Below are 25,859 nucleotides of genomic sequence, written 5' to 3'. Positions count from 1 at the left end.
CCTGTAATCCTAACGACAAAAGGTTTAAGAGTCGAGGATGAACGAGGCGTCCTCCGCAACGACCGCCTCCCGGGCGTCGGTGTCGGCCATGAGGGCCCCGATCGTGGCGGCGTCGTCGGACCGCGCGAGCGTGCGCCCGCCGCCGACGACCCGCAACGTGGCGATCGCGAGGTCGGGTCGGCCGTCGCGGTCGTGTCGCACTGTCCACGTCTCGAGCGACGCGGCGCCGCTGTGCTGTTCGACCAGCGGGGTGGTGTCCTCGGCGTCGACCGCCGCCTGCGCCGACTCGCGCCGGAAACCCTGCGCGATGGGGTCGGGCCCGTAGACCCCCATCGAGTGCTTCGTCAGGTAGCCACTGTTGGCGGTGACGAGGCCGACCCGGCCCGTCGACCGGACGGCGTCGATCATCGCGGCGATCGCGTGCGTGCTGTAGTTGTTCCACGGGCCTCCGGCGAACGTGAGCCCGCCGGTGATCGTCAGCTCTCGCGAGGGGTCGTCGAGCGGCAGGCCGAGCTCGTGGGCTGCCACCTGCACCGCGGACGGGAAGCAGGAGTACAGGTCGACCGGTCCCAAGTCGCCGACCTCGACCCCGGCCAGCGCGAGGGCCGTGGCACCCGCATGCCGGATGGCTGGGGACCCGTCGAGGCGGTGACGCTCGCCGATCGCATCAGTGTCCGCTGCCTCGGCACCGGCGAGCGGGAACACCCAGCGGTCGGACGGGACGCCCAGGCGCTGCGCCGCCTCGACCGAGCAGACGATGACCGCGGCGGCCTGCTCGACACTGTTGTTCGACACCATGAGCTTGGTGTACGGCCAGCTGATGACCCGGTTGGACGCTGACGGCGTGGCGATGTCGCCGGCAGACACCGCCTCGCCGACCCACGCGCACGGATTGGTGGCAGCGACGCCACTGAAACGGGCCCACAGCCGCGCCACCTCGGCGCGGTGCTCGGTGTCGCTGCGCCCGGTCGCCAGACGCAGGGCCTGCTCGAACAGCGGGTATACGTGGACCGGTCGGTCGGCGCCGGCGGCGATCTCGGTGGGGTGCTGCATCGAGACCGCTCTGCGGATCTCCGGCTCTGGCACGTCGTCGCCCTGGCGCGTCCAGTCCGGCTTGAGCCCCTGCTTCTTGAGCGCCATGCGGGTGCGCCATGCCTCCGCGCCGCCGACGACCACGACATCGCACCGTCCGGCCTGCACGTCGGCGGCGGCGTCGTTGACCAGTGCCTGCGGGTGGCTGCCGCCCGCGCCTGTGTAGAGCGTGTGGCGGGGCGTGGCTCCGAGCCGTTCGGCGACAAGGGCGCCGGGGTCGCGGTACCGCCACGAGAGCATGCCGACGACCCGCACGGAGTCGACGGCTGCCGCCAGGGCGGGCGCTCCTGCGTCGGCAGCAGCGAGCCGCACGGCCTCGACGATCATGTCGACGGGCTCGAGCGGATCGGCGCGCTGATTCAGCTGGCCGCCACCGACCAGCACCGGAGTGCGAGGGTCCATCAGCCGACTGTCTTTGCGATTTCGCGCTGCGCATCGTGCTGCACGAGCTTGACGCGCGGGCGACGCTGGTCACGTCCCACCGCCTTCTCGTGCGCGTCGATGCGCTTCCAGCCGGAGTGGTCGATCGCGTGAGGCAGCAAGGGCCCGATGTCGTCGGCGACGGCCGGTGCGGCCAGCCTCCCGTCGCGGAAGTCGTCGAGCAGGGCCGCGACCGTCTCCTGCGCGCAGCGCTTGTTGCTGCCGATCACTCCGCTCGGGCCTCGCTTGATCCAGCCCGTGACGTAGACGCCGTCAACGCGATGGTCGCCGTCGACGACTCGGCCCGCGACGTTGGGCACGACTCCTCGGCCCTCGTCGAACGGCAGCCCCGGCAGCTGGCTGCCGAGGTAGCCGACCGAGCGCAGGACGAGGCCGCACGCCAGCTCCTCGACGTCGCCGGTCGGCTCGGCGACCATGCGGCCGTCGTGCTCGACGATGCGGTTGCGCGCCAGCCGCACCCCCTCGACCCAGCCATTGCCGATGATCTCGGTGGGTGACGCCAGGAAGCGCAACGTGACCCACCGATTGGTGGTCGGGGAAGTGACGGACAATTCGCGCAGCACCTCGGCCTTGAGGCCGGCGATCGAGTCCGGAGGCCCTTCGGCGACGACCTCGTCGGGACGCACCACGACATCGAGGTCAGGCACCTGGGTGAGGCCCAGCAGCTCAGGAATCGTGAAGGCCGCCTCGACGGGCCCCCGCCGCCCCACCACCACGACCTCACGGATGGAGCTCTCGCGCAGTCGGTCGATCGCGTGGTCGGCCATGTCGGTGCGGGCGAGCTCGTCGGGGTCGGCCACCAAGATCCGCGCCACGTCGAGCGCCACGTTGCCATTGCCGATGATGACGGCTCGCTCACCAGACAGGTCGAACGTACGACGGGCGAAGTCGGGGTGCCCGTTGTACCAGGACACGAACTCGGTGGCCGAGTGGCTGCCCGGCAGCGACTCTGCCGGGATGCCGAGCGCGCGGTCAGCCATCGCCCCCACGGCGTAGACGATCGCGTGGTACCGCTCCGCGAGCTGTTCGTGCGACACCGTCGCCCCGATCTCAGCGCCCAGGAACAGCCGGACGTTCTTGCGACGCATCGTCCGCGCGAAGGCCTCGGACGCACCCTTGGTGTCCTGGTGGTCGGGGGCCACACCGAACCGCACCAGCCCGCCGGGCGTCAGCAGGCGTTCGAACATGTCGACCTGCACGTCGAGGCCGCGCTGCGAGGCGATCTCCTCGGCGGCGTAGCAGGCGGCCGGCCCCGACCCCACGATCGCGACCCGCAACGGGGCGTCCTGGGTCTCGGTCCCCCACGCGCGACGCTTGACCGCCACCTGCTCCTGCTCGTAGTCGGTTCGACCCTCGCCGGAGAAGTACCGGGCCGCGATGCCCTCGTACCGTAGGAACTCCTCGGGCAGGTCGTAATCGGCGGAGATCGCGTTGACCGGGCACACGTCGACACAGGCGCCGCAGTCGATGCATGAACCGGCGTCGATGTAGAGCATCTCGGTGGTCCCGTAGTCGGGCTCGTCAGGCGCCGGGTGGATACAGTTGACCGGGCACACCGGCACACAGGCGGCGTCGTTGCAGCACGCCCGGGTGATGACGTGGGTCATGATCCTCCGGTCCGGGTGGCCTCGTCGGTCGTGATCCGCGGATCGTCGGGCCGGTACTCGTCGGCGTACTCGACACCGATGTCGTCGACCTGCCGGTTGAGCCACGTGGTCCAAACCTGGGACCGTCGCCGGTTCGTGATCGCCGACACCAAGGTGGCCTCGACGTCGTCGTACGACAGGTCACGGCCGGGCGTCACCTTCAGGACACGGCCGACGTTCCAGCCGGACTCGGTGCGGACCGGGCCAAAGATCTCGCCCTTGCCGACTCCGAAGGCGGCGTCGGCGTAGGACGGCTCGAGTCCGGTCCGCGCGACGTCCTGTCCCAGGTCGCCGCCGGCCTGGGACGTCGTGGTGTCCAGGGACGTGGACGATGCGACGTCGCCGAAATCGTCGCCGGACTTCAGCCGCTGCACGACGTCGCGCGCCTCGTCCTGGGTCTCGACGACGATGTTGGCCAGCCGCCGCGTCTCGGGGGTCCGCATCTCCTCACGGCGCTCGTCGTACTCCGCCCTCGCCTCGGCCTTCGTGACGGACGGCACGTCGGCGGTCACCTCAGCGAACAGCCGCGCCGTCACATCGGCCCGGCGCAGCTCGTCGACGACGTCGGACTCCTTGAGGCCCTTCTGCCCTAGGAACTCCACGAACGACGCCCGGCTGCCGTTCTGCTCCTTGATGATCTTGGTCAGCTCGTCCTGCAGCGACTTGGTGGCGATGACGATCTTGCGCTTCTTCGCCGCCTGCTCCAGGACGGTGCTGATAGCGATCGACTTGGCTGCTGCCCGACGGAACTCCCCGAGCTTCTTGCCCGATTCGGGCGCCGTGACCCCGTAGATCGCGGACAGCACGTCAACGCGCCGATCGAGCCGGGTGATCGTGACGTCCTCGCCCCCGACGCGCACGGCGACGTCGTCGGGCATCGCGGTCGCCCACGAGACCGCCGTCGACGTGACGGCGCCCAGCAGGACGACCCCTGCCAGGGCGAGCGACACCGGACGGAGCCGGCCGGTCGGCAGGATCATGGACCGACGCATCACGCCAGCACCTCCATTGGATCTCGACGGTCCAGCTCGACCGTCAGGGGTTCAGGGACATCGATGGGCGTCCCGGACCGGAACGCCACCATCGCGACCAGCTGCGCCGCCACGTACGAGCTCACGACCCCGCCGGCCAGCGTCAGGCCGAAGTCGCGCAGCACGTGCAGCTGCGAGAGGGAGAGGCAGGCGTAGCCGACCGTACCTGCGCACGCGGCGGTCAGCACACTGCGGCGCATCCAGGCGCGTCCGCGCTCGGCCGACTCAGCGAGCATGACGGTGAACTCACACGCTGTCACCGTGGTCAGCGCGCCGACGGCCAACGTCAACGGACTCAGCTCGGCTCCCAGCACCCGCAGGACCGCGAACACCCAGCCCCCAGACAGCAGGGCTGCGGCCACGCCCATCAGCGCGAGGCGCCGTGAGCGGAGCCCCAGGCCGAGCACGAGCCCGGCCGCCAAGATGCCGACGCCGTTGACGAGGTAGCGACCGGACTCCATCGCCGAAAGGCCCTCGCCGGCGACGACGGGAAGGCCGACGAGATCGGCCGTGTAGCCCGACGGCGGCTCGTCCAGCTCCCCCTCGATCTCGTCGATGAGGCGCTGCTGGTCGGCCACGTCGTCGATGGTCACACCGAACGCGGAGGAGGACGAGCCCCGATCGGCCGACACCACGCCGCCGAGCAGGTACGGCGGCAGCAGGTCGGCTCCGGCGGCGATCTGCGCCGCATCGGCTCCGGTCCCCAGGAAGCTCAGCAGCCGCTCGGTCGTGAGCAGCGGCCGCATCCGGTCGGCATGCCGAGTCACGATCGACTCGATCGCGCGGCTCTGCCACGCCATCGCCTCGGGCGAGAGCACGTCGTCGCCGCGCACGACCAGGCTGATCTCACCGGCGAAGCCGAGCGCCTTCTCCGCGGTCTTGACGTCGGCCAGCTGTGGCAGTCCGGCGGCCAGCTGGTCCGGGCTGGACTGGATGCGCAGGGACGGCAATGACGCCAGGCCTGCCACGGCGACGGCCACCCCGATGGCCGCGATCGCGCGGCGCGGTCCGCGACCCGCCATGCGCACGGCGACCCCGGTCGGCGCCGACGCCTCGTCGACCGACCCGGTCGACGGCGAGGCGCTGCGCAGCAGCAGTGCCCATCCGACCGTCGCCGTCAGGCCGAGCGCCAGGGCGATGCCGAACTCCCGCACGAACGGCAGCGGCGAGACGGCCAGGCTGGCGAAGGCCGCGACCGCCGCCGCGGCCGTGACGAGGACACGCCGCCGTCCGGTCCGCTGGTTCAGGTAGAGCGGGAAGTCACTGCCGATGCCAAGGATGATGGGCAGGAAGGCCACCACGCCCAGCGACAGCGGACGACCCACGAGTCCGAACAGGGCCAGGGTGGTGGCGGTGCCGAGCAGCGCAGCCAGCAGCGGACGCAGCCGGTCGCGCCGGCGTGGCGTCCATCGCGAGAACCACAGCACCAGGCCGACTGCCACCAGGGCGAGGCCGCCCAGCAACGGCGCCTCCGTCCGGGCGCGGTTCGCGATCGACGACGACAGGGCGGGGACTCCCGTCACCAATGGCTCGTCGATGGCGAGACCGGCGTCGTCGATCGCCCCACGAACCGCACGCGTGAGGCGGTCGGCGCCGTCCTGGTCGAGGCCTTCGCGCGGGCGCACCAGGATCGTCGCCGACTCCGCGTCGGGCACCAGGAACGACCATTCCGGCCGCGGGTCGCCGTCGTCGTCGAGCAGGACACTTGCGACGAACTTCTGGTTGCGCACGGTCGGGAGTCCCACCGGGAGCCCCTGGGCGATGAGATTGCCGTAACGCTCGTCGAACGCGGCGACCGCCTGATCACGGGCCTTCTGGATCTCGGCCTTTGAGGCTCCCCGACGCTCCTGCTTCTGCTGTGCCTCATTCATCAGGGCGTCACGACGTCCGCTGATCATGGCGAGGACGTTCTGGATCGAGCCCGCGGTCTGGTTCAGCACCGTGCCCGGCCCGTAGACCACCGCAACGTCGGGCAGCCGGGCGAGGTCTCCCTCGAGCCCGATCAGCCCGATCAGCTGCTCCTGATCGAGGATCAGGCCGCCCTGGTCCCGCCCATGCAGGACGACGACGACCGGGTCACCGCCGAACTGGGCGTCACGCTCGACCAGCTCGTCGTACGAGCTGCTGCTGCGCGGGACGAACGACCCGACTGCGGTGTCGAGGGTGACCCGGCTCAGGCCGAATGCGACCAGCAGCACGCCCATCGCAAGCAGCACCCACCGTGCCGAACGGCGGCGGGTGGTGCCGACGACGCGCGACAGGAACGACGATGGCACGCGCATTCCCCTACTTGTCCTTCTTGACGTCGGTGTAGGTGCCGGTCCACTTCTTCGGCGTCTCGGCGGCACCCGGCGCCGGGTAGTTGTTGTTCCAGTGCAGCGGGTTGAGCGTCTGCAGGTCCAACGGGATGTTGCGCAGCGAGTACTCGTTGAAGATCGGCGCCAGGCGTACCGGCTGGATGCCGTTCTCCTCCGGTGTGTTGAACGTCGCACCGAAGTTGCCCAGGAAGTTGCCCAGGTCCTTCCCGTACGGCTTGAGGTACGCCAGCATCGGGTTGACGTTCGCCAGCAGCTCGTCGGCAACCGGGACAGCCGCCTGGAGCTCCTTCGACGTCGTGGGCAGCTGATCGACCGTCTTCGGGGCGCGGCTGAGCGCGCTCTTCATGTACGGCAGCAGCTCGCGCAGGCTCTGGGTCACCGGCGGGAGGTCCTGCAGGGCAGCGTCGAGATCCGGCGCTGCACGGTCGAGGTCGTTCGCGACCGGGGTCAGGTCCTCCGCCAGACCGCCCAGCTCGTCGGTGGCCGCGCGAGCCGACTGCATCAGCGCCGGGAGGCGGGTCATGGTGCCGCGCAGGTCGTCCTCCTGCGCGGCGGTCGCCGCGGCGACCTGCTGCGCGTTGTCGACGAGACCGGTGATCTGGCTGCGACGGTCGTCGAGTGCCGAGAGGATGACGGTCGCGTCACCCACCAGCTCCCTCAGGTCGTCGCTCTGCGCGGCCACGGCGTCGACGACGGTGTAGCCGTCGGCGCCGATGCGAGCGACGCCGTCCATGAGCTGGCTGACGTCCTTCTCGGTCCCTGCGGTCACGGCGCCAAGCGACTCGAGCCCCCCGGCGAGCGCCTGGCGGGTCTTCGGGTCGAACGTCGAGACCAGCTCGTCGATGTCGACGGCGGGGATGACGGACTTCGCCGACAGCGTCGTGTTGGAGGGGATCGTCGCCCCGTCGCCGTCCACGACGTCGACGAACGACTGCCCGATGATCGACTTGAGCCCGACGCGGAACGTCGCACCCTCGTGCAGCGGCGCGACGTCACCGTCGAGTCGCAGCGTCACCGTGGCGGAGTCACCCGTGTTCTTCTGCTTGACGACCTTGCCCACCAGTACGCCCGCCATGCGGACGTCGCCGGCCGGCTGCAGGTTCTTGACGTCGTCGGTCCTGAAGCTGGCCAGGTAGGGCGACCTGTCGACCGGGTTGGTCCCGCCCGACTTGAGCCAGAGGAAGGAGAACCCGACGATCGTCACGGCCACCATCACCGCCACCGTGATGACGGCCGGCCGAAATCCCTTGCGGTCCGCGCTCATCGTGCACTCTCCTTCGATCCGAGCAGATCTCCGAACAAATCGAGCAGACCAGCGGCAGGCTCGTCGCTCGCGTCGTCCGAGGTGACCTTGCCCGGGTCGTCGTCGCCCGCGGCGGTTCCGGGGCCCTGACCCTTCGGCGTCTCACCGACGTCGCCGAGTCCACCGGTCGGGTTGGTGAGGTCGACGTAGAGCGCGGCGCGCCCCATGCCTCCGTTGGCGTCCATCAGGCTGAACGACGACGACGTGTTGTAGACGAAGGCGCCGAGGTCGTCGAGCCACGGGAGCCGTCCGGCCGCACGGTCGGGCGGTTGCCACGACACGATCTCGGACACCGCCTTCGGGATGTTGTCGCCGGCGCGGTCGAGCTGGGCCGTGGCGGTGCGGGCATCGACGCTGAACGGGCGAAGGTCGGCGACCACCGGGCCGGCCCGATCGACGACCGGCGACGCCCTGTCGACGAAGTGGTGGATGGCCTTGACCGAGCCGGTCAGGCTCTCCACCGCGTCCGGCAGCTTCGAGGACGCCCTGCCGAGATCGTCGAGCGTGGGATCGAGGTCGGCCGTGAGGTCGCTGACCGTGTCCATCGCGCCGTCCAGGTCCTCGGTGAAGCCCGGGAGCTCGTCCAGGGCCGACACCAGCTTGTCGTCGCGGTCCGCCAGGGTCCGCAGCGTCTGGTGAGCCGAGTCGGTGAGCACCGACAGTCGCTTGTCGTCCTCGCCGACCGTTCGGGAGATGACCGACATGGAGTGCACCAGCCTGCTCAGGTACTCCCGCCGCTGTGCCAGCTGGTCGAGCACCGGACGGAACGACACCATCGCGTCGCCCGTCGCGTCGAGACTGGCCGGCAGGTCCTGGCCGGCCTTCGCGAACACGACATCGCTCTCGTTGAGCAACGATGTCAGACCTGCACGCGTCTTCGCGTCGAGGTTGTCGAGGACCTCGTACGGCTGCGTCGCGCGACGGGTTTGGGTGATCGGCAGGGTCGCGTTCTCGGGCAGTTTGCCCGCCGACGCCGAGCCCGGGTCGAGCGTCATGTACATGACGTTGAGCGGCGCCTTGGTCGTCAGCACGATGCGGGCGTCGCGATAGACCGTCTGGTCGGGGTCGATCGACATCGTGAGCTTGGCCTGTCCGCCGGAATCAGCCTTCGCGCCGGTGATGCGGCCGACCGGCACGCCGGCGATCCGCACCTCCTGCAGCGCCGACGGGCTCACGCCCGGCGCCTTGTCGAAGGTCGCCGAGAACGTGTACTTGTCGGCCCAAGGGAGGTTGGGCGACTGGTGCACCAGGATGTAGCCCGAGCAGACGAGACCGACCGCGATGCATGTCGTGATCGCGATCAGGTCGCGCAGGAGACCCGGAGTGTTCTTGACCCGATCCCATGTCGTGGCGATGTCCACCATGTCAGTCACCTGCTCCGTTGATCTGCGGGATGAGCTGGCCCAGCGCTTCCTCCAGGGAGATCGGCGCCACCGACCCCAGGCCGACGCCGGCCTGGAAGTTCAGCAGGCTGCCCTGCTGGTCCTGCGTCATGACCGCTCGTCCGAGATTGGTCACCATGTACGCGATCTCCTCGTAGTACTTGTTGTTCGCCTGGATGCCCGTGCCCGACTTCGCGTACTCGGCAGCGCCCGCGTCCTTGCCGTTCCACGGCCTGCTGAGCGTGTCGAGGATCGGACCGCGGACCTTCTTGATCGTCTGGCCGCCGATGTCGCCGATGAAGCCATCGGCGCTGGTCACCGTCGGGATCAGCTGACGGACTGTAGGGATGGCGTCACGCGTGATGGGCGGCAGTTTCGCCACGACCGGTCGCGCTGCGGTCACGAACGGGTCCAGCGCATCGATCAGGTCCTTCGCTTCGCGGGCCGTCGGCTCGAGCTTGTCGGTCATCTCTTCGAGCTTCGCCAGGGTGACCTGGAGGTCGCCGAGTCCCTGGTCGGTGTTGTCGAGGGCGGCCGGCAGCAGGTCGATTGTTCGGCCGATCGCGGTGCTCGACCGAGCCAGCGCCGCTGACGTCGTGTCAAGGCCCGTGAGAGCGCCGTCGACGGCCGTGCGCTGCTCCGATAGCACGGCGGCGGCGTCCTGCAGGTAGCCCACGACGTTCTGCAGGTCGGACTCTGGGTTGGTGCCCTGCGCGGCGGTGAGGAACGTGTCGGCGCCGCGGAGCACTGGCGGCGCCACGTCGGACAGGTCGCGCAGCGACTGTCGCCCGTCCTTGTCGAGCGTGTCGGACAGCCCGCTCACGACGCCGCGCGTCGCCTCGCGGGTCTCGGTCGGCAGCGCCTCAAGGATGCGGTCGAGCTCGACGGGGGTACCGGTGCGTGCCACGGGGATCTGCTTGCTGTCGAACTGCCCGGTGCCGCCGTTGGCCAGCTCCACGGAGTACTCACCACCCAGGATGGTGAGCGGCTCGATGCGTGCCTCCGGCTCTGAGCCCAGGCTCCGCAGTGCGGACTCCTCCACCTTCATCTGCACCACGGCGCTGCCGTCGTCGCGGTGCTCGATGCCGGTGACGACACCGACCTTTAGGCCGGCGAGCTTGACCTTCGACTTGTCCTTGACGAGGCCGTCGGCGTCGGCGAACTCCGCCGAGATCGTCTCACCGCTCCGCAGTGCGACCTTGATCTGGTTCTTGAAGGCCAGCCCGACCATGATCACGGTCAGCACCAGGATCAGGGCGATGCCCCGACGTGCGAGCGGGGTGCCCATGTGCCGGACGGACGAGATTACGCCACTCATGGCAGAAGTCCTTTCGAGCCGCCCCAGGCCGCCATGTAGCCACCGGGATAGGGGTCGACGTCGGCCAGGGGGTCGCCGATGATCGGCGGGCTGACGTTGTAGAGGCCGGGCAGGGCGACCTGCGCGCTGAAATAGTGCTTGTCGGATGAGAACTTGCCGCTGAGCAGGCGGTACTCGGACGCGAGGCCACCGATGTTGGGGACGTACTGGTAGAGCTCACCGATCAACGGTCCGCCGTCCGAGAACGTCTTGTCGAGCCGCTCGACGACCAGCGGACGAATCTTCTTCGCCGCCGGGACGAGGGATGCCACGGGCTCGGCGGAGTCGGTCGCGAACGTGACGACGACCTTCGCGACCGGTGGCGACTCGGTGAGGAACCCGCGCAGGTCAGGCGTCGCGGCGACGAGGCTCTCGACGCCCGGGCGCAACGTCCTCGCAGCACGTGCGGTGTCCTCGAGTGCCGGGTTGATCTCCGACAGGCCCTTGCGGGTCGTGCTCAAGGTCGACGGCAGCTCGTCGAGGGTGTCGCGCAGTGCCTGGGTGTCCTGCACGTTGACGGCCTCGAAGGTCGTCGCGGTGTCGTCGACCAAGCTCGCCAGCTGTTCGTCGTGCCTCGCCAAGCTCGTCACCAGCCGGTCGGCCGTGTCGAGCAGCTGAGGCAGGTCGGCCTCCTGGCTGTTGACCGCGTCGAGCACGGTCTGGGCATTGTCAAGGATCTTGGGGCTGCGCTCGATCGCGACGTGCAGGTCTTCGCCGTGCCCGATCATCCCACCGCCGAGGTTGGTCAGCAGCGTGCGAAGTCCCTCGCGGGCCGGCGGCGTGAACGACTCGAGCACTGTGTTGAGGTCGCTGGCCGAGCTCGTGACCTTCTCGGAGATCACATCGTCGCCGAGGCGTCCGGTGGCCTTCGTGCCGCGGTCGATGTCGACGAACTTGCGACCCAGTGCCGATTCGTTGCCGACGACAGCGGCGGCGTCACGGTATATCGCATGGTCACCGTCGAGACGCATCGTGACCCGTGCGCCGCCGCCACGCTTGTACGTGACGTCGGTGACGAGGCCGACGCGGACGCCGTTCTCCGTGACCTTCTGCTGCGGCTTGAGCGTTCCCACGTCGTCGAAGTCGGCGGTCACCGTGGTGTACGACCGCAACGGGAGCTGGCCACCGGTCTGGACGACCGTGCCCACGTAGGCGATGGCGAGACCGATCACGATCGCGACGGCACCGATCCCCAGACGTCGGACGTCGTCGCGGTGGACGAGTTGCTTCATGACAGGCCTCCCAGCAGCTGTCCGAGCAGGCCTTGTTCCTGCTTCGGCGTCAGGCCCGTGGCCCCGTCGTCGGTCTCGTCGCTCTTCTGGGCAGACGACGATCCCGAACCCGTCGACCCACCACCCAGACCGGCGAGATTTCCGGTGATGTCGGACAGCAGGTCGTTCGTGGCGTCGGCAGCCGGATCGAGACCCTTGAGCGCGTCGACCTCGCCGATGCTCAGCGGGTCCTGGCTGCCGAGCAGCATCTGCAGTGTCGCCGGGGTGATGTGGACGACCCCGCGGAAGTAGTGCGACGCAGCATCGCGGCTGTTGGTGCTCAGCGCCCAGTAGCGCACGAACGTCATGAGCTCACGGCGGTGCTTGTCGAGCAGCTCCTGGCTGGCGAAGTCGACGGTGTGGGTGATGTCGGTGAGGTCGGACCCATGCTCGCGCAGCGAGCTGGCAATGGGCGCCGCCTGCTTGAGCAACTGATCGGCGCTCTTGAACAGGGCATCGAACCCGTTGAACGCCGGATCGGCGTACTTGGAGAACGTGACGATCTCGTCGGAGATGTCGCGCAGATCCTTGGTCACCGGACGGGCCTTCTTGAGGGTGGGACCCAGCTCGTCGGAGACGGTCTGCAGGGCCGAGAAGGTGCGCCGCGCCTCGGTCAGGGTCGCCGGGAGCTCGTCGATCGTGGTCGCCAGGGCCTCCTGCTTGTCCCTCGTCGCCTCGAGCGTCGAGGTGAGCGAGGCGATCATGCGGTCGAGGTCCTTGCCCTTCTTCTTTGTCAGGGCCTTGCTGACCGGGTCGGCATGGTCGACCAACGACGCCAGGACGTCGTTCTGCTCGCGCAGGATGTCGCCGAGCCGGTCGATGTCCTGCATCGCCGGTCCCAGCGCCTTGATGGCGTCGGCCGCATTCTGACCGTTGCCCTCCAGTCCCTCGCCGGCCGTCAGCAGCAGCGCGGCGAGGCCCGCACTCGTCGGGTCGTCGAACGAGTCGAGCACCCCTTGCAGGGTCACGGCGTTCTCGGTGTTCTCGGTGCCGAGCATGTCGCCGGTGAAGTAGGCCTTCTTCGGCGATCCCGGGTCGAGGTCGAGGTAGTTCTCGCCGAGCAGGTTGATCGGCTTGATGATCATGCGGGCGTCCTGATGGACGGGCAACACGTTCTTCTGCACGTCGAGCGAGACGATCGCGACACCCTTCTTGCGCTCGAGCTCGATCGACTTCACCTTGCCGACGAGCACACCGTCAGCGCGCACCTCCGAACCGGTCTCGAGCGGGCTGGCGTCGAGGAACGCCCCCTTGATGATCTGGTGATCCGAGCCGCGGGACGAGCACCCAACTGCGGGCACGATCACGGCGACGAAGAGGACGAGAGCCACTCGCAAGATCTTGTTCATCGTATTCCGTCTCCATTCGCATCCTGGAGGGCCTTGCACTCCCGGTATGCCTTGCCCGTGTCGGCCAGCTCACCGGGTTCGAGGCGAGCCTTCGCGCACTGTCCGGCCGGCACCCGGGTCGGGTCGATCGGCAGGTTGGTAACGCTGGTGGTGGACGCCGTGATCAGCGCACGTGCGTAGTTGCCGGCGGCGTTCTGGCTGGCGAAGACGCTGCCCCAGTTGGTGGCCCAGCTGGCCAGCTCCGGCGTGAACGGGCGCAGGAAGTCGACCATGGGGTTCGCCTCGTCTACGGCACTCGTCAGCTGCGGAAGCGTGGCGTTGGCCGACTTCAGCAAGGACGGCGAGCCCTTGAGCAACGTGTCGACGTCCTTCAGCAAGGGCGTCAGATCGGCCACCGGCTGCTGTGCGTCGCGCAGCATCGGACGCAGGTTCTTGGCGATGCGCGGCAGCTTCGCGGTCGACGGCTTGAGCTCCTGGAGCAGGGTGCGGGTCGACTGCACCGGCTCCGGGACGCTGTCGAGCGTGTCGGTCGCGGTGTCGAGGGTCGAGGGCAGGCGATCGATCGTCTCCGAAAGCTGCTTCTGGCGCGACGCCATCTGGGCGACGAGTGAGTTCAGCTGCGCGATGCTGCTCGACACCTCGGTGTCGCGGGAGGCGACGGTCTCGGCGACGCTGGACAGCTGCGTCACGATCTTCTTGATCGCCGGACCGTCGTTGCCCACCGCGCTCAGGACCTCGCCAAGGGCCTGGATCGTCGGTCCGGCTTCCTTGATCGTCTCGTTGAGCTCGGGCTCCTTGCCGGCCACGGTCCCCTGCAGCCGCCTGAGCAACGTCTGCAGGTTCTTGCGGGTTGGCGTGTCCAGGGTCGCGAGCAGCTCGTCGATCGAGACGCTCTCGACGTTGGGGGTGATGAGCTTGCCCGATCCGAGGTCAGGGGCGCCCTTCGGACCCGGTATCAGCTCGACGACCCGTGCGCCGAGCACGGCCTCCCAGGTGATGCGTCCGGTCGTGCCGGCCCGCAGCGGGGCGTGGCTTCCGTCTACCGAGATCTTGACGACGGCCTGGCCGTCCTTGACACCGACCTTCTTGACCTCGCCGACGGGCTCTCCACCCATGGTGACCTGGGCGCCCTCGAAGGTCTCGCCGGCCGAGGGCATCAGCAGGTCGACCTCGTACGGGTGCTGCGACATTTTGATCAGCACCATCACCAGGATCACGATCGCCACCGTCGCGATCGAGACGTCTCTCAGCTTCACCATGGTCAGTCCATCCCCAGAGGGCCCTCGGCGTGACCACCGAGGAACTGGCGCACGAACGGGTCCCCTGACGAGAAGGCCACGTCGGCCGCACTGTATTGCTGGATCTTGCCCTTCCAGAGCACCGCTACGTAGTCGCTCAGGGTCTCGGCCGACGGGATGTCGTGTGTGATGACGATGTAGGTGCCGCCGTGCTCGCGATGCACCTCAGAGATGAGCTGGCACAGCAGCTTGGTGCGCACCGGGTCGAGGCCGGAGTCGGGCTCGTCGAACAGCACGACGTCCGGCCGCATCACCAGGGCACGGGCGAAGCCGGCTCGCTTGCGCATGCCGCCGGAGATCTCGTTCGGGGCCTTGTCGATGGCCGTCTCGAGGCCCACCTCGCTGAGGTGGCTCATGACGATTTCCCGGATCTCCTTCTCGGACTTGTCGGTGTGCTTACGCAGGGGGAACGCGACGTTGTCGTAGAGGTTCATCGAGCCGAAGAGCGCACCGTCCTGGAACAGGACGCCGAAGCGCTTGCGCAGCTCGTAGCGCTCCTCCTCCGAGACCTTCCAGATGTCGCTGCCGAACACCTTCACCTCGCCGTGATCGGGCTCGAGGAGGCCGACGATGTGCTTCAGCAGCACCGATTTTCCGGTGCCCGAGGGGCCGAGCACCGTGGTGATCGCGTCGTCGACGAAGTCGAGGGTCACCCCGTCGAGCACGACGCTGCCGTTGAACGCCTTGCGGACGTCACGCAAGTTGATCGTGGTCTCGAGGCCCGCAGCGGGGCCGGCGAACTGCTGCTCAGTGGTGTCGATTGTCATGTCGGGCTCCTGGTCAGTTGCCGATGGGCGCGTTGGGGTCGTTTCCGTAGAACAGCTGGACCAAGGCCATGCCGATCATCGAGACGAGGACGAGATTCACCAACATGGATTGCGCAGTGTTGCGGCCCACTCCGACAGGGCCGCCCTTCGCGGTGTAGCCGTAGTACGTGGCCACCAGCACGATGATGGTGCCGAGGAATGTGCCCCAGAACATCGCGATGAAGAAGTCCTTGAGGTTCTGGAAGAGGAAGAGAAAGTAGCCGAACCCGCCGCTCGACACCGTGTTGAGCAGGGTCACGTTGAACAGGTAGCCAGCGATGAAGTTGACCGACAACGCGGTGATGAACAGCATCGGCATCACGAACATCGCGGCGACCAGGCGGGTGCTGGCCAGGTAGGGGATCGAGCGAATGCCCATGACCTCCATGGCGTCGATCTCCTCGGAGATCCGCATGGCGCCGATCTCGGCCACGATGCCGCATCCGACCTTGGCCGCGACGATCCACCCGAAGACGACCTGGATGATGCCGCGCATGCCCCCGACCGAGTTCACGGCCGCGATGTAGGAGTCGATGCCGATCGACGTGAACAGGAAGTGCGCCGTCAGACCGAGAACCGCGCCCATCATGAACAACATGAACAAGATGACGAGGCTGTTCTCCGTGATGAGCCGGCTGGCCTGGCGAGCCACCTCGCTGGGATAGAGCCGCACCGCTGTCGGGATCGACCGGATGGTCTTGGCGGCGAACCGCACGAAGCTGCCTATCTCCTCGAGCCGCGCCTGTCCGAGCGCCTTGGCGTCGCCCGTGGTTGCAGCGGCAGGACCGGTGCCGACTTGATCGGCGTCGAGCTCCGGCTCCTCGTGGGGTGCTCCCGCGGCGCTGTCGAAGATCGCGGTCATCGGAACGCTCCCATGTTCGGGAACAGACCGAGCTGAACCGAGTTGAACGCCAGCTGCAGGATCCAGACGGCGATGAATGAGGTGACGACTGCCTGGTTCACCGACCGGCCGAGCCCGATCGGACCACCGGACGCCGTCAGGCCCTTGTAGCAGCAGATCGTCCCGATCAGGAGTCCCACGAGGAAGCAGTTCAGCAGCACGGCGACGATCTGCCCGGACGACACGTTCGCGAACAGGTTGCTGTAGAAGTGGGCACTGGGCTGTCCGGCCACGTAGCCCGCGCCGAGCTGCATCGACACCATCGTGACGAGCATCGACGGGACGGCGATCAGGGTGGTGATCAGCGTGAGCGACACGACCCGGGGCACGGCGAGGTCACGGATGGGGTCGATGCCCATGACCATCATGGCGTCGATCTCCTCGCGCACCTTGCGGGCCCCGATGTCGGCGGTGAGTGCCGTGCCGATCACGCCCGCGACGACCATCGAGACGATCCACATCGTGAATGTGCGGATCGCCTGCAGGAACAGCAGCGGTCCGAACAACTGGGTGGCACCGGCCATCGCGAAGAACTGGACCGTGAGGATCGACATGAAGATGAGGAATCCGAAGAGGGCGGCTGCGATGGGCAGCCAGGCCTGCTTGACGGTCTCGTGCATGTCGTCGATGACCGCGTTCCAGTAGCCCGTGGGACGGGTCACGGCGCTTCGGAGGATGCGCACGAGGAGCTGGGCCATGCCGCCCACCTCGGCGATCGGCCCGCGCAGCCGGCTTGGGAGCACCGCGAGATAGCGACTCCCCCGTCCGTCATACGGACCTGCGCCGATACCGGCCCGGTGTGCGGGTCGATCGACCTCGGCCGGCGTGATCTCGGCACTCATGGACGTCCCTCCTCGGACTGGTGGCGATGCGGCTGCCGCGTTGTCCCGAATGCGTTGACCGGGACTGTGTCGGCAGTCACATCGACTAACGCCGGCACGGGCGGGAAGTTACAAAAATCCATTAGATTTGGCCTAATGGTTTTAGTTATTGGAAATCCACAACTCCGCGCAAATTGATGCCCTTGTGCATGTCGGCATAGCCCTGGTTGATCTCCTCGAGGGAGTACCGCCGGGTGATGAGCTCCTCGAGCATCAGGTGACCCTCGCTGTAGAGCCGGAGCATGTCCTCGACCGCACGGGTGGGCTGCATCATGCCGAACAGCGAGCCCTGGATGCGCTTCTGGTACATCGCCAGCTCGAACAGGCTGATGTCGATGCCGTACTCGGTCACGTTGCCCATGCTGGTCAGCACGACGGTGCCGGCCTTGCGGATGGAAGCGAAGGCCTCGGCGACGTGGTCGCCGTTGACGACACCGACCGTGACGATGGCCGACGCCGCGCCCTGGCCGTTCGTCAACGACTGGGCCAGGTCGGTGGCCTGGGCCATATTGACCAGTGCGTCGGTCGCGCCGAGCTTGAGAGCCATCTCGCGGTGGAACGGCGCCGGATCGACGGCGATGATGCGCGAGGCGCCGGCGAACCGTGCACCCTGGACCGCGTTGATGCCGATGCCGCCGACGCCCATGACGATCACCACGTCACCGGGGCGGACCTCGGCTGCGTTGACGGCGGAGCCCCAGCCCGTGGGCACGCCGCAGCCGACGAGGGCGGCGACCGAGAGCGGAATGTCCTTGTCGATCTTGATCGCGCCCCACTCGGGCAGCACGCTGTACTCCGAGAACGTCGACACCAACGAGCACTGGCCGACGTCGGTGCCGTCCTGGGTGTGCAGGCGGAACGTCCCGTCGAGCTGCGTGCCGAGCATCATGTACGCGCCGTTGTCGCAGAGGTTCTGCATGCCGCGCGCACACCACGTGCAGCGACCGCAGCCGGGGATGAATGCGGCGACGACGTGGTCGCCGACCTGGAGGTCACGGACGCCCGGGCCGACCTTCTCCACGACGCCGGCGCCCTCGTGGCCGCCGCAGAACGGGTAGGCCATCGCCGGCACGTCGCCCTTGGCGTAGTGGTCGTCGGAGTGGCACAGACCGGCGTGGTGGAACCGCACCAGCACCTCGAACTCCTTCGGGTCGTCCACGTCGACCTCGATGATCTCCCACTCACCGGGAGCATCGAACAGAACGGCAGCGCGTGACTTCATCTCAGGGCCTTTCGGGCATTCGCGGTGTGACCCGCAACACGTTTAATCTAACGGCGTTAGCCTGACGCAGGATGTGACCGATGTCAACATCTAACCGCTTTAGTTTTTATTCGACGCGGCTACACTGCTCCGCGGCATGACTAAGCCCCTGCCGAGGGCAACGGCAGGGGCTCTGTCTGTGGCTCGCACGCCGGGGTGCGAGCCATATCTCACTCGAACTCGATCTTGCCCATCGTCTCCTGGATGTACATGAACGCCGGCATGTTCTTGAGCATCTGGGCCATCTTGCCGCGCACGCGCAGCTTGCCGCGCGTCATCGCCACGGTGGGGTTGATGCTGCCGTCGAAGCAGCCCCGCCACACATCGCTGCTGCCGCTGATGAGGAAGTCCGCGGAGTCCAGATCCTCCTGGGACGCGTCGCGGACCGCGGTGACCTTCCCCTGTTCGAAGCTCACGAAGAACTGTCCCTCGATCGGCGCCTCGTACTTGTACGCCATGTCGAAGTCGATGTTCTTGCCCTTCTCGGCCCACACAGGATCACTGTTCAGCTCGTCGGCCATCGCCTGATAGAACTCGACGGAACCCAGCTTGACTGTCATGAGTGTTCTCTCCTTCGTTGGGCGGCGGTCACAGCGACTCGCCGATGATCAGGGGAAGTCGATGGACGCCTTTCACCTGGCTGAGGTGCCGGACCGGTGGGTCGTCGGGATCGAGGCGGTAGTCCGGAATCCGCGTGTGGATTTCTTCGAACGCGACCCGCAGCTCCAGCCGCGCCAGGTGGGATCCGACGCACCGGTGGTTGCCCGCCCCGAACGCCAGGTGTGGGTTGGGCTCGCGAGTGAGGTCGACCGTGTCAGGATCGTCGAACTTGTCGGGGTCGCGGTTGGCGGCAGCGAACGGGATGAGCACCCGCTCGCCCGCCTTGACCTGCACCTCGCCGACCACGACGTCCTCCGTCGCGATGCGGGCCGGGCAGATGGCCGACTCGTAGCGCAGCATCTCCTCGACCGCTGACGGGATGATGTCGGGATTCTGGACGAGCTGCTTGCGGTCCTGCGGGTTCTCGGCCATGTGTATGATCGTGTGCGCGATCTGGCCCTGCACGGTGTGCAGCCCGCCGATCATCATGAGCAGGAGGATGTTGAGGATCTCGAACTGGGTGAGCTCACGGCCGTCGAACGTGCTGTTCATGAGGATCTGGGTGATGTCCTCCTCGTCACCGGGGTTCTCGGTGCGCGCGTCAATCATCTCGGCGAAGTAGGCGTAAGCCTCGATGCCGGCGGCCTCGCGGACCGCATTGTTCTCCTCCTCGCTCGCTCCCGGGACGCCGAGCACCATGGTGTCGACCCAGTGGTTGAGCTGGGGGGCGTCGTCGAGGTTCCAGCCCATGAGGGCCAGGAACACACGGCTGGGGAACTCACGGGCGAACGCCTCGATGAAGTCGACCTTCTTCTTCTTGACGACGTCGTCGAGAAGCTCGGTGACGACGTCGCGTATCCGCGGCTCGAGGTCGCGCATCCGCTTGGGCGAGAACAGCGGGTTGATGATCGACCGGTACTGCGTGTGGTCCGGAGGGTCGATCTGGATCGGGATCATCTCGCCGTCCTGACCGATCGAGTCGGGGATGTTGAGCACGCGGCTCGAGAACACGTTCGGGTTCCGGACGATGTCGTGGATGTCGTCGTACGACGTGATCACCCAGTGACCGCCGTACTTCGAGGAGTGCGCGACGGGCCGCTCACCGCGCAGCTCGCGGTAGACGTCGTAGACGCCCTCCACGTCCTCGGGGCTGTGGATGTCGAAGTCGACCTGGAGGTCGGGCGACTCGCTGGTCTTCAGATCAGTCATGGGAGTGCTCCTGTTCTCGTGGTGGTCAGCCGGCCGAGACCGTGATGGCCTGCTCGGGGCAGTTTGCGACGGCGCGCTGCAGATCGCGTTGGCCGACGTCGGTGGTGGCCGGGCCGACGACGACGGGGAACCCGTCGTCGTCGCAGTCGAAGAGGTCAGGGGCCGTCATGTAGCAGCGGCCGTGGCCGTTGCAGGCCGAGAGGTCGACGGCGGGCAGCTGGCGGGTTTCGTCTGTCATGGCGTCAGTCCCACTCACTGCCGACGACCCCGTACGCGCGCCCGTCGAGTGACGTGTCGAGCGCCGTGTAGAGACTGCGGACCTTCGTGTAGGCGAACAGGCCGTCGCGTCCGTTCTCGGCCCCGACGCCGCTCATGCCGCGGCCGGACAGCGGCGTACGGGCGACGTCGGCCTGCGCGACGTCGTTGATCCACGTCAGCCCACCCTTGACGCGGCGAGCGACCTCGCGGGCCCGGGTGACGTCGGAGCCCCACACAGCGGCGGCGAGTCCGTAGGGCGTGTCGTTCGCGATGCGCACGGCATCGTCGACGTCGCGGTAACGGATGACCGACAGGACCGGGCCGAAGATCTCCTCGTGCGCGGCCGGGTTGTCGTTGTCGAGGTCGACCAGGATCGTCGGGCTGACGTAATGACCTCCGGACGGAACGCCGGCCGGAGGCTCCCCGCCGACGAGGGCCCGGCCGCCGTGCTCCAGCCCGGCGCTGATGAACTTCTCGACCTTGGCCCGTGCCGCCTCGGAGATGACGGGACCGACGTCGGTGAGGAAGTCGGCGGCAGGACCGACGGTGAGCACAGAGGCACGCGCCTGAAGCAGCTCGAGGAACTCGCCGTACCGTGCGTCGGGGACGATCATCCGAGTGGTCGCGACGCAGGCCTGGCCCGCGTGCATCATGCTGCTGAAGATCGTGCCGCGGACGGCCAGCTCGGCGTCGGCGTCGGGCAGCACGACGGCCGGCGACTTCCCGCCCAGCTCGAGCACGACCTCCTTGGCCGTGGCGGCTGCCGATGCCATGACACGGGTACCGACAGCGGTGCTACCGGTGAAGCTGATCATGTCGACACCCGGATGGGCGACCAGCGCCTCGCCGGCAATCCGGTCACCGTGCACCACGTTGATGACGCCCGCGGGGATGCCTGCCTGCTCGGCAGCACGCGCCAGGGCGTCGGGACCAACGGGGGTCAGCGGTGACGGCTTGAGCACGACGGTGTTGCCGGCCAGCAGCGCCGGAGCGATCTTCCAAACGCACATGAACAGCGGGAAGTTGTACGGCGTGAACGCGCCGACGACGCCGACCGGCTCGCGGTGCAGCTCCCACTGACCCAGGCTCGGGTTCGTGTCGAGCGGGAAGGACTCGGGCTTCTCCAGCAGGTGCGCCATCTCGGCGAAGTCGCGCAGGTGGGCCATCGGAGCGCCGACCTGGAGCATGGGACAGAACCTCGCGGTCGCCCCCGTGTCGACGATCATCTCGTCGACCAGGTCGTCGAACCGCGACTCCAGTGCCAGCGCGAGGTCCTGGAGGGCCTTCGCCCGGTCGCGCACGTCGAGTCGGGCCCAAGGGCCGTCAAAGGCTGCGCGCGCAGCAGCGACGGCGGCGTCGACGGCGGATGAGTCACTGTCGGGCACGTGCCCGAAGACCTCTCCCGTGGAGGGGTCGTCGACCGGCAGTACGCCGGGCGCCTCCACCCACCGACCACCGATGTAGTTGCCGAACGTACGCATGGGACCTCGCTCTCGTCGTGACCGTCGTCACGCCAAACCTTATTGCGTTAGATTTATCAAGTCAACAGGGATCGAGATCCAGGTCACATGGGCCAGATCAGCCGAGCGTCAGGTCGTAGCGGAGATCGGTCTGGTCGTGGAAGAAGCCGAGCTCGCGCGACACGTGGAGCACGACCTCGTCGGTCGCGTCGACGTACAGGCTGGCCAGTCGCGCACCGCCGTCCTGCGCGGCGACGGCACCCGCCGAGAGCAGCAGCACCAGGTCGTCCTTGTCGTGGGGGGCTGCCGCCGGGTCGAGCTCGAGTAGTGCCGGCGCCTCGGGATCGCCCTCGACACCGCTCCCCACGGCGACGACGCCCACTTCGTCGATCACGAGCCGGGTCGCGACACGGTCGCGCATCGCGAGGTCGGCCGGGCAAGCCGCTGCCGCATGGCCGCGCGCGGGCTCGCCGAACGTCGCGCCGTCCATACGCCGTACGCCGTCGACGGCGACCTCCGGACGGAACGGCCGCGAACCCCCGATCCCCATCAACGTGCGGACCACCTCGCGGCCCGACTCGGCACCGAACCGCCACGACATCCGCTGCGCCGCAGGGTGGACGCCGTGCGACCATCCGGCGACGCGGGTCAGCCCCGGGATCGCAGCCCATCCGTCCTGCTCGTCGCGGAGCCGCTCCATGAGCAGCGTCGCGACCCCGAGCGACCTGAACTCGGGACGGACGACGAGCGCCGCCTCACCCACACCGTCGAGCACGTCGAGGCGCAGGTAGGCCACGACGTCGACATCGGGCAGGCGCTCGAGCTCGGGGCTGCCCCGGAAGCCCCGCGGTGGCATCGACACCAGCAGGTGGTGCACCCTGGCCCCCTCGGCAGCAGGGCGGTCGGGGTTCGCGGTCGAGAATCCTGCCTCGGCGTCGTACTCGACCGCGCCGTCGAGCAGCGCTGCCAGGTCGTCACCTTGGTCGGGGGGAATGCTCTCGACCCAGGCATAGGTGATCACGGAGCGCCGGTCACTTCCTCGTCGCTCTCTGCGAGCAGACGTTGGATCGTGCGGCGAAACAGGTGGTTCGCGACTTCGTTGCGGCCCAGCAGCATGGGGCCGCTGTCGCGACTCGACATGCCTCGCTGGGACGCCCGCAGCACCGGGAAGTCCTCGGCGTGCAGGACGTCGAGCAGGATCTGCCAGTTCTTCTCCCATAGCCGTTCCCACTTGGCCTGCTCGATGCCGGCCTTCTCCGGGGACGGCACAATGAGCCGCATCTCCATGACGGAACGTGCAGGGTCGCTGTGGTGGGGGCGGAAGGTCAGCAGCTGGAAGTGATCCGGCTGCTTGAGCAGCGTACTGTTGGGGCCCAGGAAGTGGGTCTCGGTGACGTAGTTGACCAGCGACTCGTCGCCCGGGTCCTCCTCGAGCCAGCGATCGATCGTCTTGCGCGGTGCCACGAAGCGGGCGTGGGACCCGAAGTCCTCGAACGCCATGATGTTCGTGTGGATGATCTTGCCCGCGGTGTTCGGGTGGGCGTACTGGATGTGGTAGCCGTCGAGGAACGCGTCCTGCATGATCTTCCAGTTGACCGGCTCATCGAATCCCTCCTCGCGGACGCAGTGCAGCGACCCGAGTTCGTAGCCCGAGAGGATCTCGTCGAACTCCTCGCCGAGCCAGCCGGCGACGTCGATCGGGGCACCGACCCGGTCGACGATCCACACGAACCCGTGGCGCTCCTCGCAGGGAAGCTCGACGAGACCCAACGTGGTCCGGTCGACCTCACCGACCGTGTTGTCACGGGTGATGGTGCGCAGCGAGCCGTCGATGTCGTACGACCAGCGGTGGTACGGGCAGGAGAACAGACGGCGCTTGCCGCAGGACTCCTCCTCCAGGAGCGCCCCCCGGTGACGGCACAAGTTGACGAACGCCTTGACGCCGCCATCCTTCTGCCGCGAGATGATGACGTTGTTGCGCGGCATCCGAATTGTCTTGAAGTCGTAGGTCTTCGGTAGCTCAGATCCATGGGCCACGATCGACGGGACGCGACCGAACACGAGGTCGCGCTCTCTGGCCGCGAGCACCGGGTCGGTGAACTCGGCCGCCTCGAAGGGCTCGATCTTGTCGACCTGGTCCGTGGTGTCGTTCCGCAGGTGCTCGAGGGCACGGCGGATGCGTGCCTCTCGGTCCGCGCTCACGCGATCCGTCACTGGAACCTCCTCTTCATGGCGACAACTGATGCCGCATTACCTAATGCCTTAAGTTAACGCGGCGCGCACCTGACCGCAAGGAGGCGCCGGTTCGGCCTCTCGTCAGGCGGCCAGACAGCGACGGCACGGCGTCATGCCGCCGGTCTCGAGCTGCGCACGATCGGCCTGACTGACCGGCTTGCCGACGACGGACGAGCAGTCCGTGCGATGGAACGTCGTGCGACCGACGGCGAACACGACCTGCTGCGGTTCGTCAGCCTCGACCACCGCCTTCTTTGTCGCCTTCTTCACCGGACGCTTCGCCACGACCGCCTCGTCGGCGACGGCACGATCGTCGACCGGTTCCTCAGCGGGTGCCGAGCCGCGCCGACGTCGCCGGTCCACGAGGACCGCGACGATGCCCAACAGGCTCAGCACCCCGGCCGCGAGCACCTCGGTCGGCTGGTCGGCAAGGACACCGTGCACCAGCAGCGCAGCGGCGGCAACGATCAGCAGCAGGACGAGCATCGTCACTTCCTCGGTCGGGTCATGCGGTCACGACAGTTTCGCAGAGCGCGGCGATTCGCACCGCTCATGGCGACGGTGTCCGCTCGGTGCCGTTGAGCACGTCCTCCCACGAGGCACGGGCCGCAATCGCCCGGCGCCGCTTCATCAGCGGGCCGGTCTGATCCAGCGAGAAGCCGCCGACCAGCTGACCGTCGTAGCGGTACTGCGCGAGGAACGGGTCGGTGGCACCGCCGGCGACCGTGAGCTCGACCTCGTCGGCCGGCTCTCCCAGCATCTGCAGACGATGCCCGTACCAATCGGACCAGAAGTACGGCACTATCGAGCACTCGGTGCGCTCCGTTCCCAGCGCGTTTCGGACGGCCACCTCTGCCTGCTCGCCCGTGGCGGTCCAGTGCTCCAGTCGGGTGGAGCGCCCGTTCCAGGGGTTGATCCACCGGGCGACGTCGCCGGCCGCGTAGACGTCGGGCACGGTGCTCTCGAGGTATGGAGTGCAGGAGACGCCGTTGTTGATCGACACCCCGGCTCCGCGCAGCCATGCCGTCGACGGCTCGACGCCGATGCCGACGATCACCAGGTCGACGTCGAGCACCGAGCCGTCCGAGAGCGTGACCTTCTCGACCGCGTCACCACCGTCGATCGAGCGCACCGTCGTGCGGGTCCGGAGGTCGACGCCGTACTGGCGGTGCAGCATCGCGAGCCGCTCGGCGACCAACGAGCCCACCGCCGCGTCGAGAGGAAGGGGCAACGCTTCGACCAGCGTGACATCCGCACCGCGGGCCCGCGCACTCGAGGCGACCTCTCCGCCGATGAAACCGGCGCCGACGACCACGACGCGCGCACCTGGTTCGAGGCGCGACCTGATGGCCAGCGACTCCCCGGCGGTCCGCAACGTCGTGACACCCTCGAGCCCGTCGCCGAGGCCCAGCTGTCTCGGCTCCGAGCCGGTGGCGATCAGCAGCACGTCGTACGGCACGTCGCCGGCCGAGGTGTGCACGCGACGCTCGCGGCCGTCGAGGCCTGTGGCGACAGTGCTCGTCATCAGCTTCACGTCGAGGGCGTCGACGTTGAGCAACGGTTCCGGCTCGGGTACGTCCGTGTCGGTCAGGAACTGCTTCGACAACGGCGGCCTGTCATACGGGGGGTGCGGCTCGTCACCGATGACGGCGATCGATCCCTCGAACCCCAGTCGTCGGGCTTCCTGCACTGCATGCGTCGCGGCGAGCGAGGCACCCACGACGACGAGCCGACGCACCGACTCACGAAGCTCGGTCACC

22 protein-coding genes are annotated in these 25,859 nt (G+C 68.0%); all 22 read right to left on the bottom strand.

What is annotated here, in order from left to right:
* Positions 1–24: 24 nt before the first annotated feature.
* The gene (locus tag ESP70_RS18775) at positions 25–1,494 is read right to left on the bottom strand and encodes an acetyl-CoA acetyltransferase (RefSeq protein WP_149690857.1); all 1,470 of its coding nucleotides are present in this window, start codon (positions 1,492–1,494) and stop codon (positions 25–27) included.
* Positions 1,494–3,140, bottom strand: a complete 1,647-nt coding sequence (locus ESP70_RS18770; protein WP_149690856.1) for an FAD-dependent oxidoreductase — start codon at positions 3,138–3,140, stop codon at positions 1,494–1,496. Before ESP70_RS18770 ends, ESP70_RS18775 begins: the two co-directional genes overlap by 1 nt.
* Positions 3,137–4,171, bottom strand: a complete 1,035-nt coding sequence (locus ESP70_RS18765; protein ID WP_246162103.1) for a peptidyl-prolyl cis-trans isomerase — start codon at positions 4,169–4,171, stop codon at positions 3,137–3,139. Before ESP70_RS18765 ends, ESP70_RS18770 begins: the two co-directional genes overlap by 4 nt.
* Positions 4,171–6,486 (bottom strand): RND transporter family protein, encoded by a 2,316-nt coding sequence (locus tag ESP70_RS18760; protein WP_149690854.1) that lies wholly within the window; start codon positions 6,484–6,486, stop codon positions 4,171–4,173. The genes ESP70_RS18765 and ESP70_RS18760 overlap by 1 nt, the downstream gene beginning before the upstream one ends.
* Positions 6,487–6,496: 10 nt before the next feature.
* On the bottom strand, positions 6,497–7,792 hold the full coding sequence (locus ESP70_RS18755) for an MlaD family protein (protein WP_149690853.1): 1,296 nt from the start codon (positions 7,790–7,792) through the stop codon (positions 6,497–6,499).
* Positions 7,789–9,195 carry an MlaD family protein gene (locus ESP70_RS18750; RefSeq protein ID WP_149690852.1) on the bottom strand — a complete coding sequence of 469 codons (1,407 nt, stop codon included), beginning with the start codon at positions 9,193–9,195 and terminating at the stop codon, positions 7,789–7,791. The genes ESP70_RS18755 and ESP70_RS18750 overlap by 4 nt, the downstream gene beginning before the upstream one ends.
* Position 9,196: 1 nt before the next feature.
* Complete coding sequence (locus ESP70_RS18745) at positions 9,197–10,531, bottom strand: MlaD family protein (protein ID WP_149690851.1); 1,335 nt, start codon at positions 10,529–10,531, stop codon at positions 9,197–9,199.
* Complete coding sequence (locus ESP70_RS18740; RefSeq protein WP_149690850.1) at positions 10,528–11,802, bottom strand: MCE family protein; 1,275 nt, start codon at positions 11,800–11,802, stop codon at positions 10,528–10,530. The genes ESP70_RS18745 and ESP70_RS18740 overlap by 4 nt, the downstream gene beginning before the upstream one ends.
* Positions 11,799–13,190, bottom strand: a complete 1,392-nt coding sequence (locus ESP70_RS18735) for an MlaD family protein (RefSeq protein WP_149690849.1) — start codon at positions 13,188–13,190, stop codon at positions 11,799–11,801. Before ESP70_RS18735 ends, ESP70_RS18740 begins: the two co-directional genes overlap by 4 nt.
* Positions 13,187–14,449 carry an MlaD family protein gene (locus ESP70_RS18730; RefSeq protein WP_149690848.1) on the bottom strand — a complete coding sequence of 421 codons (1,263 nt, stop codon included), beginning with the start codon at positions 14,447–14,449 and terminating at the stop codon, positions 13,187–13,189. Before ESP70_RS18730 ends, ESP70_RS18735 begins: the two co-directional genes overlap by 4 nt.
* Before the next feature lie 2 nt (positions 14,450–14,451).
* Entirely contained in the window at positions 14,452–15,255 is an 804-nt protein-coding gene (locus ESP70_RS18725; RefSeq protein ID WP_149690847.1) for an ABC transporter ATP-binding protein, read from the bottom strand.
* 13 nt (positions 15,256–15,268) lie between these two features.
* On the bottom strand, positions 15,269–16,156 hold the full coding sequence (locus tag ESP70_RS18720; protein WP_149690846.1) for an MlaE family ABC transporter permease: 888 nt from the start codon (positions 16,154–16,156) through the stop codon (positions 15,269–15,271).
* The gene (locus tag ESP70_RS18715) at positions 16,153–17,037 is read right to left on the bottom strand and encodes an MlaE family ABC transporter permease (protein ID WP_149690845.1); all 885 of its coding nucleotides are present in this window, start codon (positions 17,035–17,037) and stop codon (positions 16,153–16,155) included. The genes ESP70_RS18720 and ESP70_RS18715 overlap by 4 nt, the downstream gene beginning before the upstream one ends.
* A 145-nt stretch (positions 17,038–17,182) precedes the next feature.
* A complete protein-coding gene (locus tag ESP70_RS18710) occupies positions 17,183–18,298 on the bottom strand; it encodes an NDMA-dependent alcohol dehydrogenase (protein WP_149690844.1) in 1,116 nt (371 codons plus the stop codon).
* 209 nt (positions 18,299–18,507) lie between these two features.
* Positions 18,508–18,897, bottom strand: a complete 390-nt coding sequence (locus ESP70_RS18705; RefSeq protein WP_149690843.1) for an SCP2 sterol-binding domain-containing protein — start codon at positions 18,895–18,897, stop codon at positions 18,508–18,510.
* A gap of 28 nt (positions 18,898–18,925) precedes the next feature.
* A complete protein-coding gene (locus tag ESP70_RS18700) occupies positions 18,926–20,146 on the bottom strand; it encodes a cytochrome P450 (protein WP_149690842.1) in 1,221 nt (406 codons plus the stop codon).
* A 25-nt stretch (positions 20,147–20,171) separates the two neighbouring features.
* Entirely contained in the window at positions 20,172–20,384 is a 213-nt protein-coding gene (locus ESP70_RS18695; RefSeq protein ID WP_149690841.1) for a ferredoxin, read from the bottom strand.
* Positions 20,385–20,388: 4 nt separating this feature from the next.
* A complete protein-coding gene (locus tag ESP70_RS18690; RefSeq protein ID WP_149690840.1) occupies positions 20,389–21,885 on the bottom strand; it encodes an aldehyde dehydrogenase family protein in 1,497 nt (498 codons plus the stop codon).
* A gap of 97 nt (positions 21,886–21,982) precedes the next feature.
* Positions 21,983–22,885, bottom strand: coding sequence for a GNAT family protein (locus ESP70_RS18685; RefSeq protein ID WP_149690839.1), 903 nt, complete (start codon positions 22,883–22,885; stop codon positions 21,983–21,985).
* Positions 22,882–24,078: an aromatic ring-hydroxylating oxygenase subunit alpha gene (locus ESP70_RS18680; RefSeq protein WP_149690838.1), complete on the bottom strand. Its 1,197-nt coding sequence runs from the start codon at positions 24,076–24,078 to the stop codon at positions 22,882–22,884. Before ESP70_RS18680 ends, ESP70_RS18685 begins: the two co-directional genes overlap by 4 nt.
* Positions 24,079–24,180: 102 nt before the next feature.
* Positions 24,181–24,585 (bottom strand): hypothetical protein, encoded by a 405-nt coding sequence (locus ESP70_RS18675; RefSeq protein WP_149690837.1) that lies wholly within the window; start codon positions 24,583–24,585, stop codon positions 24,181–24,183.
* A gap of 64 nt (positions 24,586–24,649) precedes the next feature.
* Entirely contained in the window at positions 24,650–25,858 is a 1,209-nt protein-coding gene (locus ESP70_RS18670) for an NAD(P)/FAD-dependent oxidoreductase (RefSeq protein WP_223148799.1), read from the bottom strand.
* Between the last annotated feature and the right edge of the window lies 1 nt (position 25,859).

It is taken from the genome of Aeromicrobium ginsengisoli (assembly GCF_004134905.2).
GTDB classification, from domain to species: domain Bacteria; phylum Actinomycetota; class Actinomycetes; order Propionibacteriales; family Nocardioidaceae; genus Aeromicrobium; species Aeromicrobium ginsengisoli.
The sequence above is the reverse complement of the archived record's forward strand: the minus strand, read 5'-3'. Positions and strand labels throughout refer to the sequence as shown.

Bases quoted from the DNA above. Each gene is read 5' to 3' on its own strand.
- ESP70_RS18775 (WP_149690857.1), bottom strand. From the start codon at position 1,494: ATGGACCCTCGCACTCCGGTGCTGGTCGGTGGCGGCCAGCTGAATCAG.
- ESP70_RS18770 (WP_149690856.1), bottom strand. From the start codon at position 3,140: ATGACCCACGTCATCACCCGGGCGTGCTGCAACGACGCCGCCTGTGTG.
- ESP70_RS18765 (WP_246162103.1), bottom strand. From the start codon at position 4,171: ATGCGTCGGTCCATGATCCTGCCGACCGGCCGGCTCCGTCCGGTGTCG.
- ESP70_RS18755 (WP_149690853.1), bottom strand. From the start codon at position 7,792: ATGAGCGCGGACCGCAAGGGATTTCGGCCGGCCGTCATCACGGTGGCG.
- ESP70_RS18750 (WP_149690852.1), bottom strand. From the start codon at position 9,195: ATGGTGGACATCGCCACGACATGGGATCGGGTCAAGAACACTCCGGGT.
- ESP70_RS18745 (WP_149690851.1), bottom strand. From the start codon at position 10,531: ATGAGTGGCGTAATCTCGTCCGTCCGGCACATGGGCACCCCGCTCGCA.
- ESP70_RS18740 (WP_149690850.1), bottom strand. From the start codon at position 11,802: ATGAAGCAACTCGTCCACCGCGACGACGTCCGACGTCTGGGGATCGGT.
- ESP70_RS18735 (WP_149690849.1), bottom strand. From the start codon at position 13,190: ATGAACAAGATCTTGCGAGTGGCTCTCGTCCTCTTCGTCGCCGTGATC.
- ESP70_RS18730 (WP_149690848.1), bottom strand. From the start codon at position 14,449: ATGGTGAAGCTGAGAGACGTCTCGATCGCGACGGTGGCGATCGTGATC.
- ESP70_RS18725 (WP_149690847.1), bottom strand. From the start codon at position 15,255: ATGACAATCGACACCACTGAGCAGCAGTTCGCCGGCCCCGCTGCGGGC.
- ESP70_RS18720 (WP_149690846.1), bottom strand. From the start codon at position 16,156: ATGACCGCGATCTTCGACAGCGCCGCGGGAGCACCCCACGAGGAGCCG.
- ESP70_RS18715 (WP_149690845.1), bottom strand. From the start codon at position 17,037: ATGAGTGCCGAGATCACGCCGGCCGAGGTCGATCGACCCGCACACCGG.
- ESP70_RS18710 (WP_149690844.1), bottom strand. From the start codon at position 18,298: ATGAAGTCACGCGCTGCCGTTCTGTTCGATGCTCCCGGTGAGTGGGAG.
- ESP70_RS18705 (WP_149690843.1), bottom strand. From the start codon at position 18,897: ATGACAGTCAAGCTGGGTTCCGTCGAGTTCTATCAGGCGATGGCCGAC.
- ESP70_RS18700 (WP_149690842.1), bottom strand. From the start codon at position 20,146: ATGACTGATCTGAAGACCAGCGAGTCGCCCGACCTCCAGGTCGACTTC.
- ESP70_RS18695 (WP_149690841.1), bottom strand. From the start codon at position 20,384: ATGACAGACGAAACCCGCCAGCTGCCCGCCGTCGACCTCTCGGCCTGC.
- ESP70_RS18690 (WP_149690840.1), bottom strand. From the start codon at position 21,885: ATGCGTACGTTCGGCAACTACATCGGTGGTCGGTGGGTGGAGGCGCCC.
- ESP70_RS18675 (WP_149690837.1), bottom strand. From the start codon at position 24,585: ATGCTCGTCCTGCTGCTGATCGTTGCCGCCGCTGCGCTGCTGGTGCAC.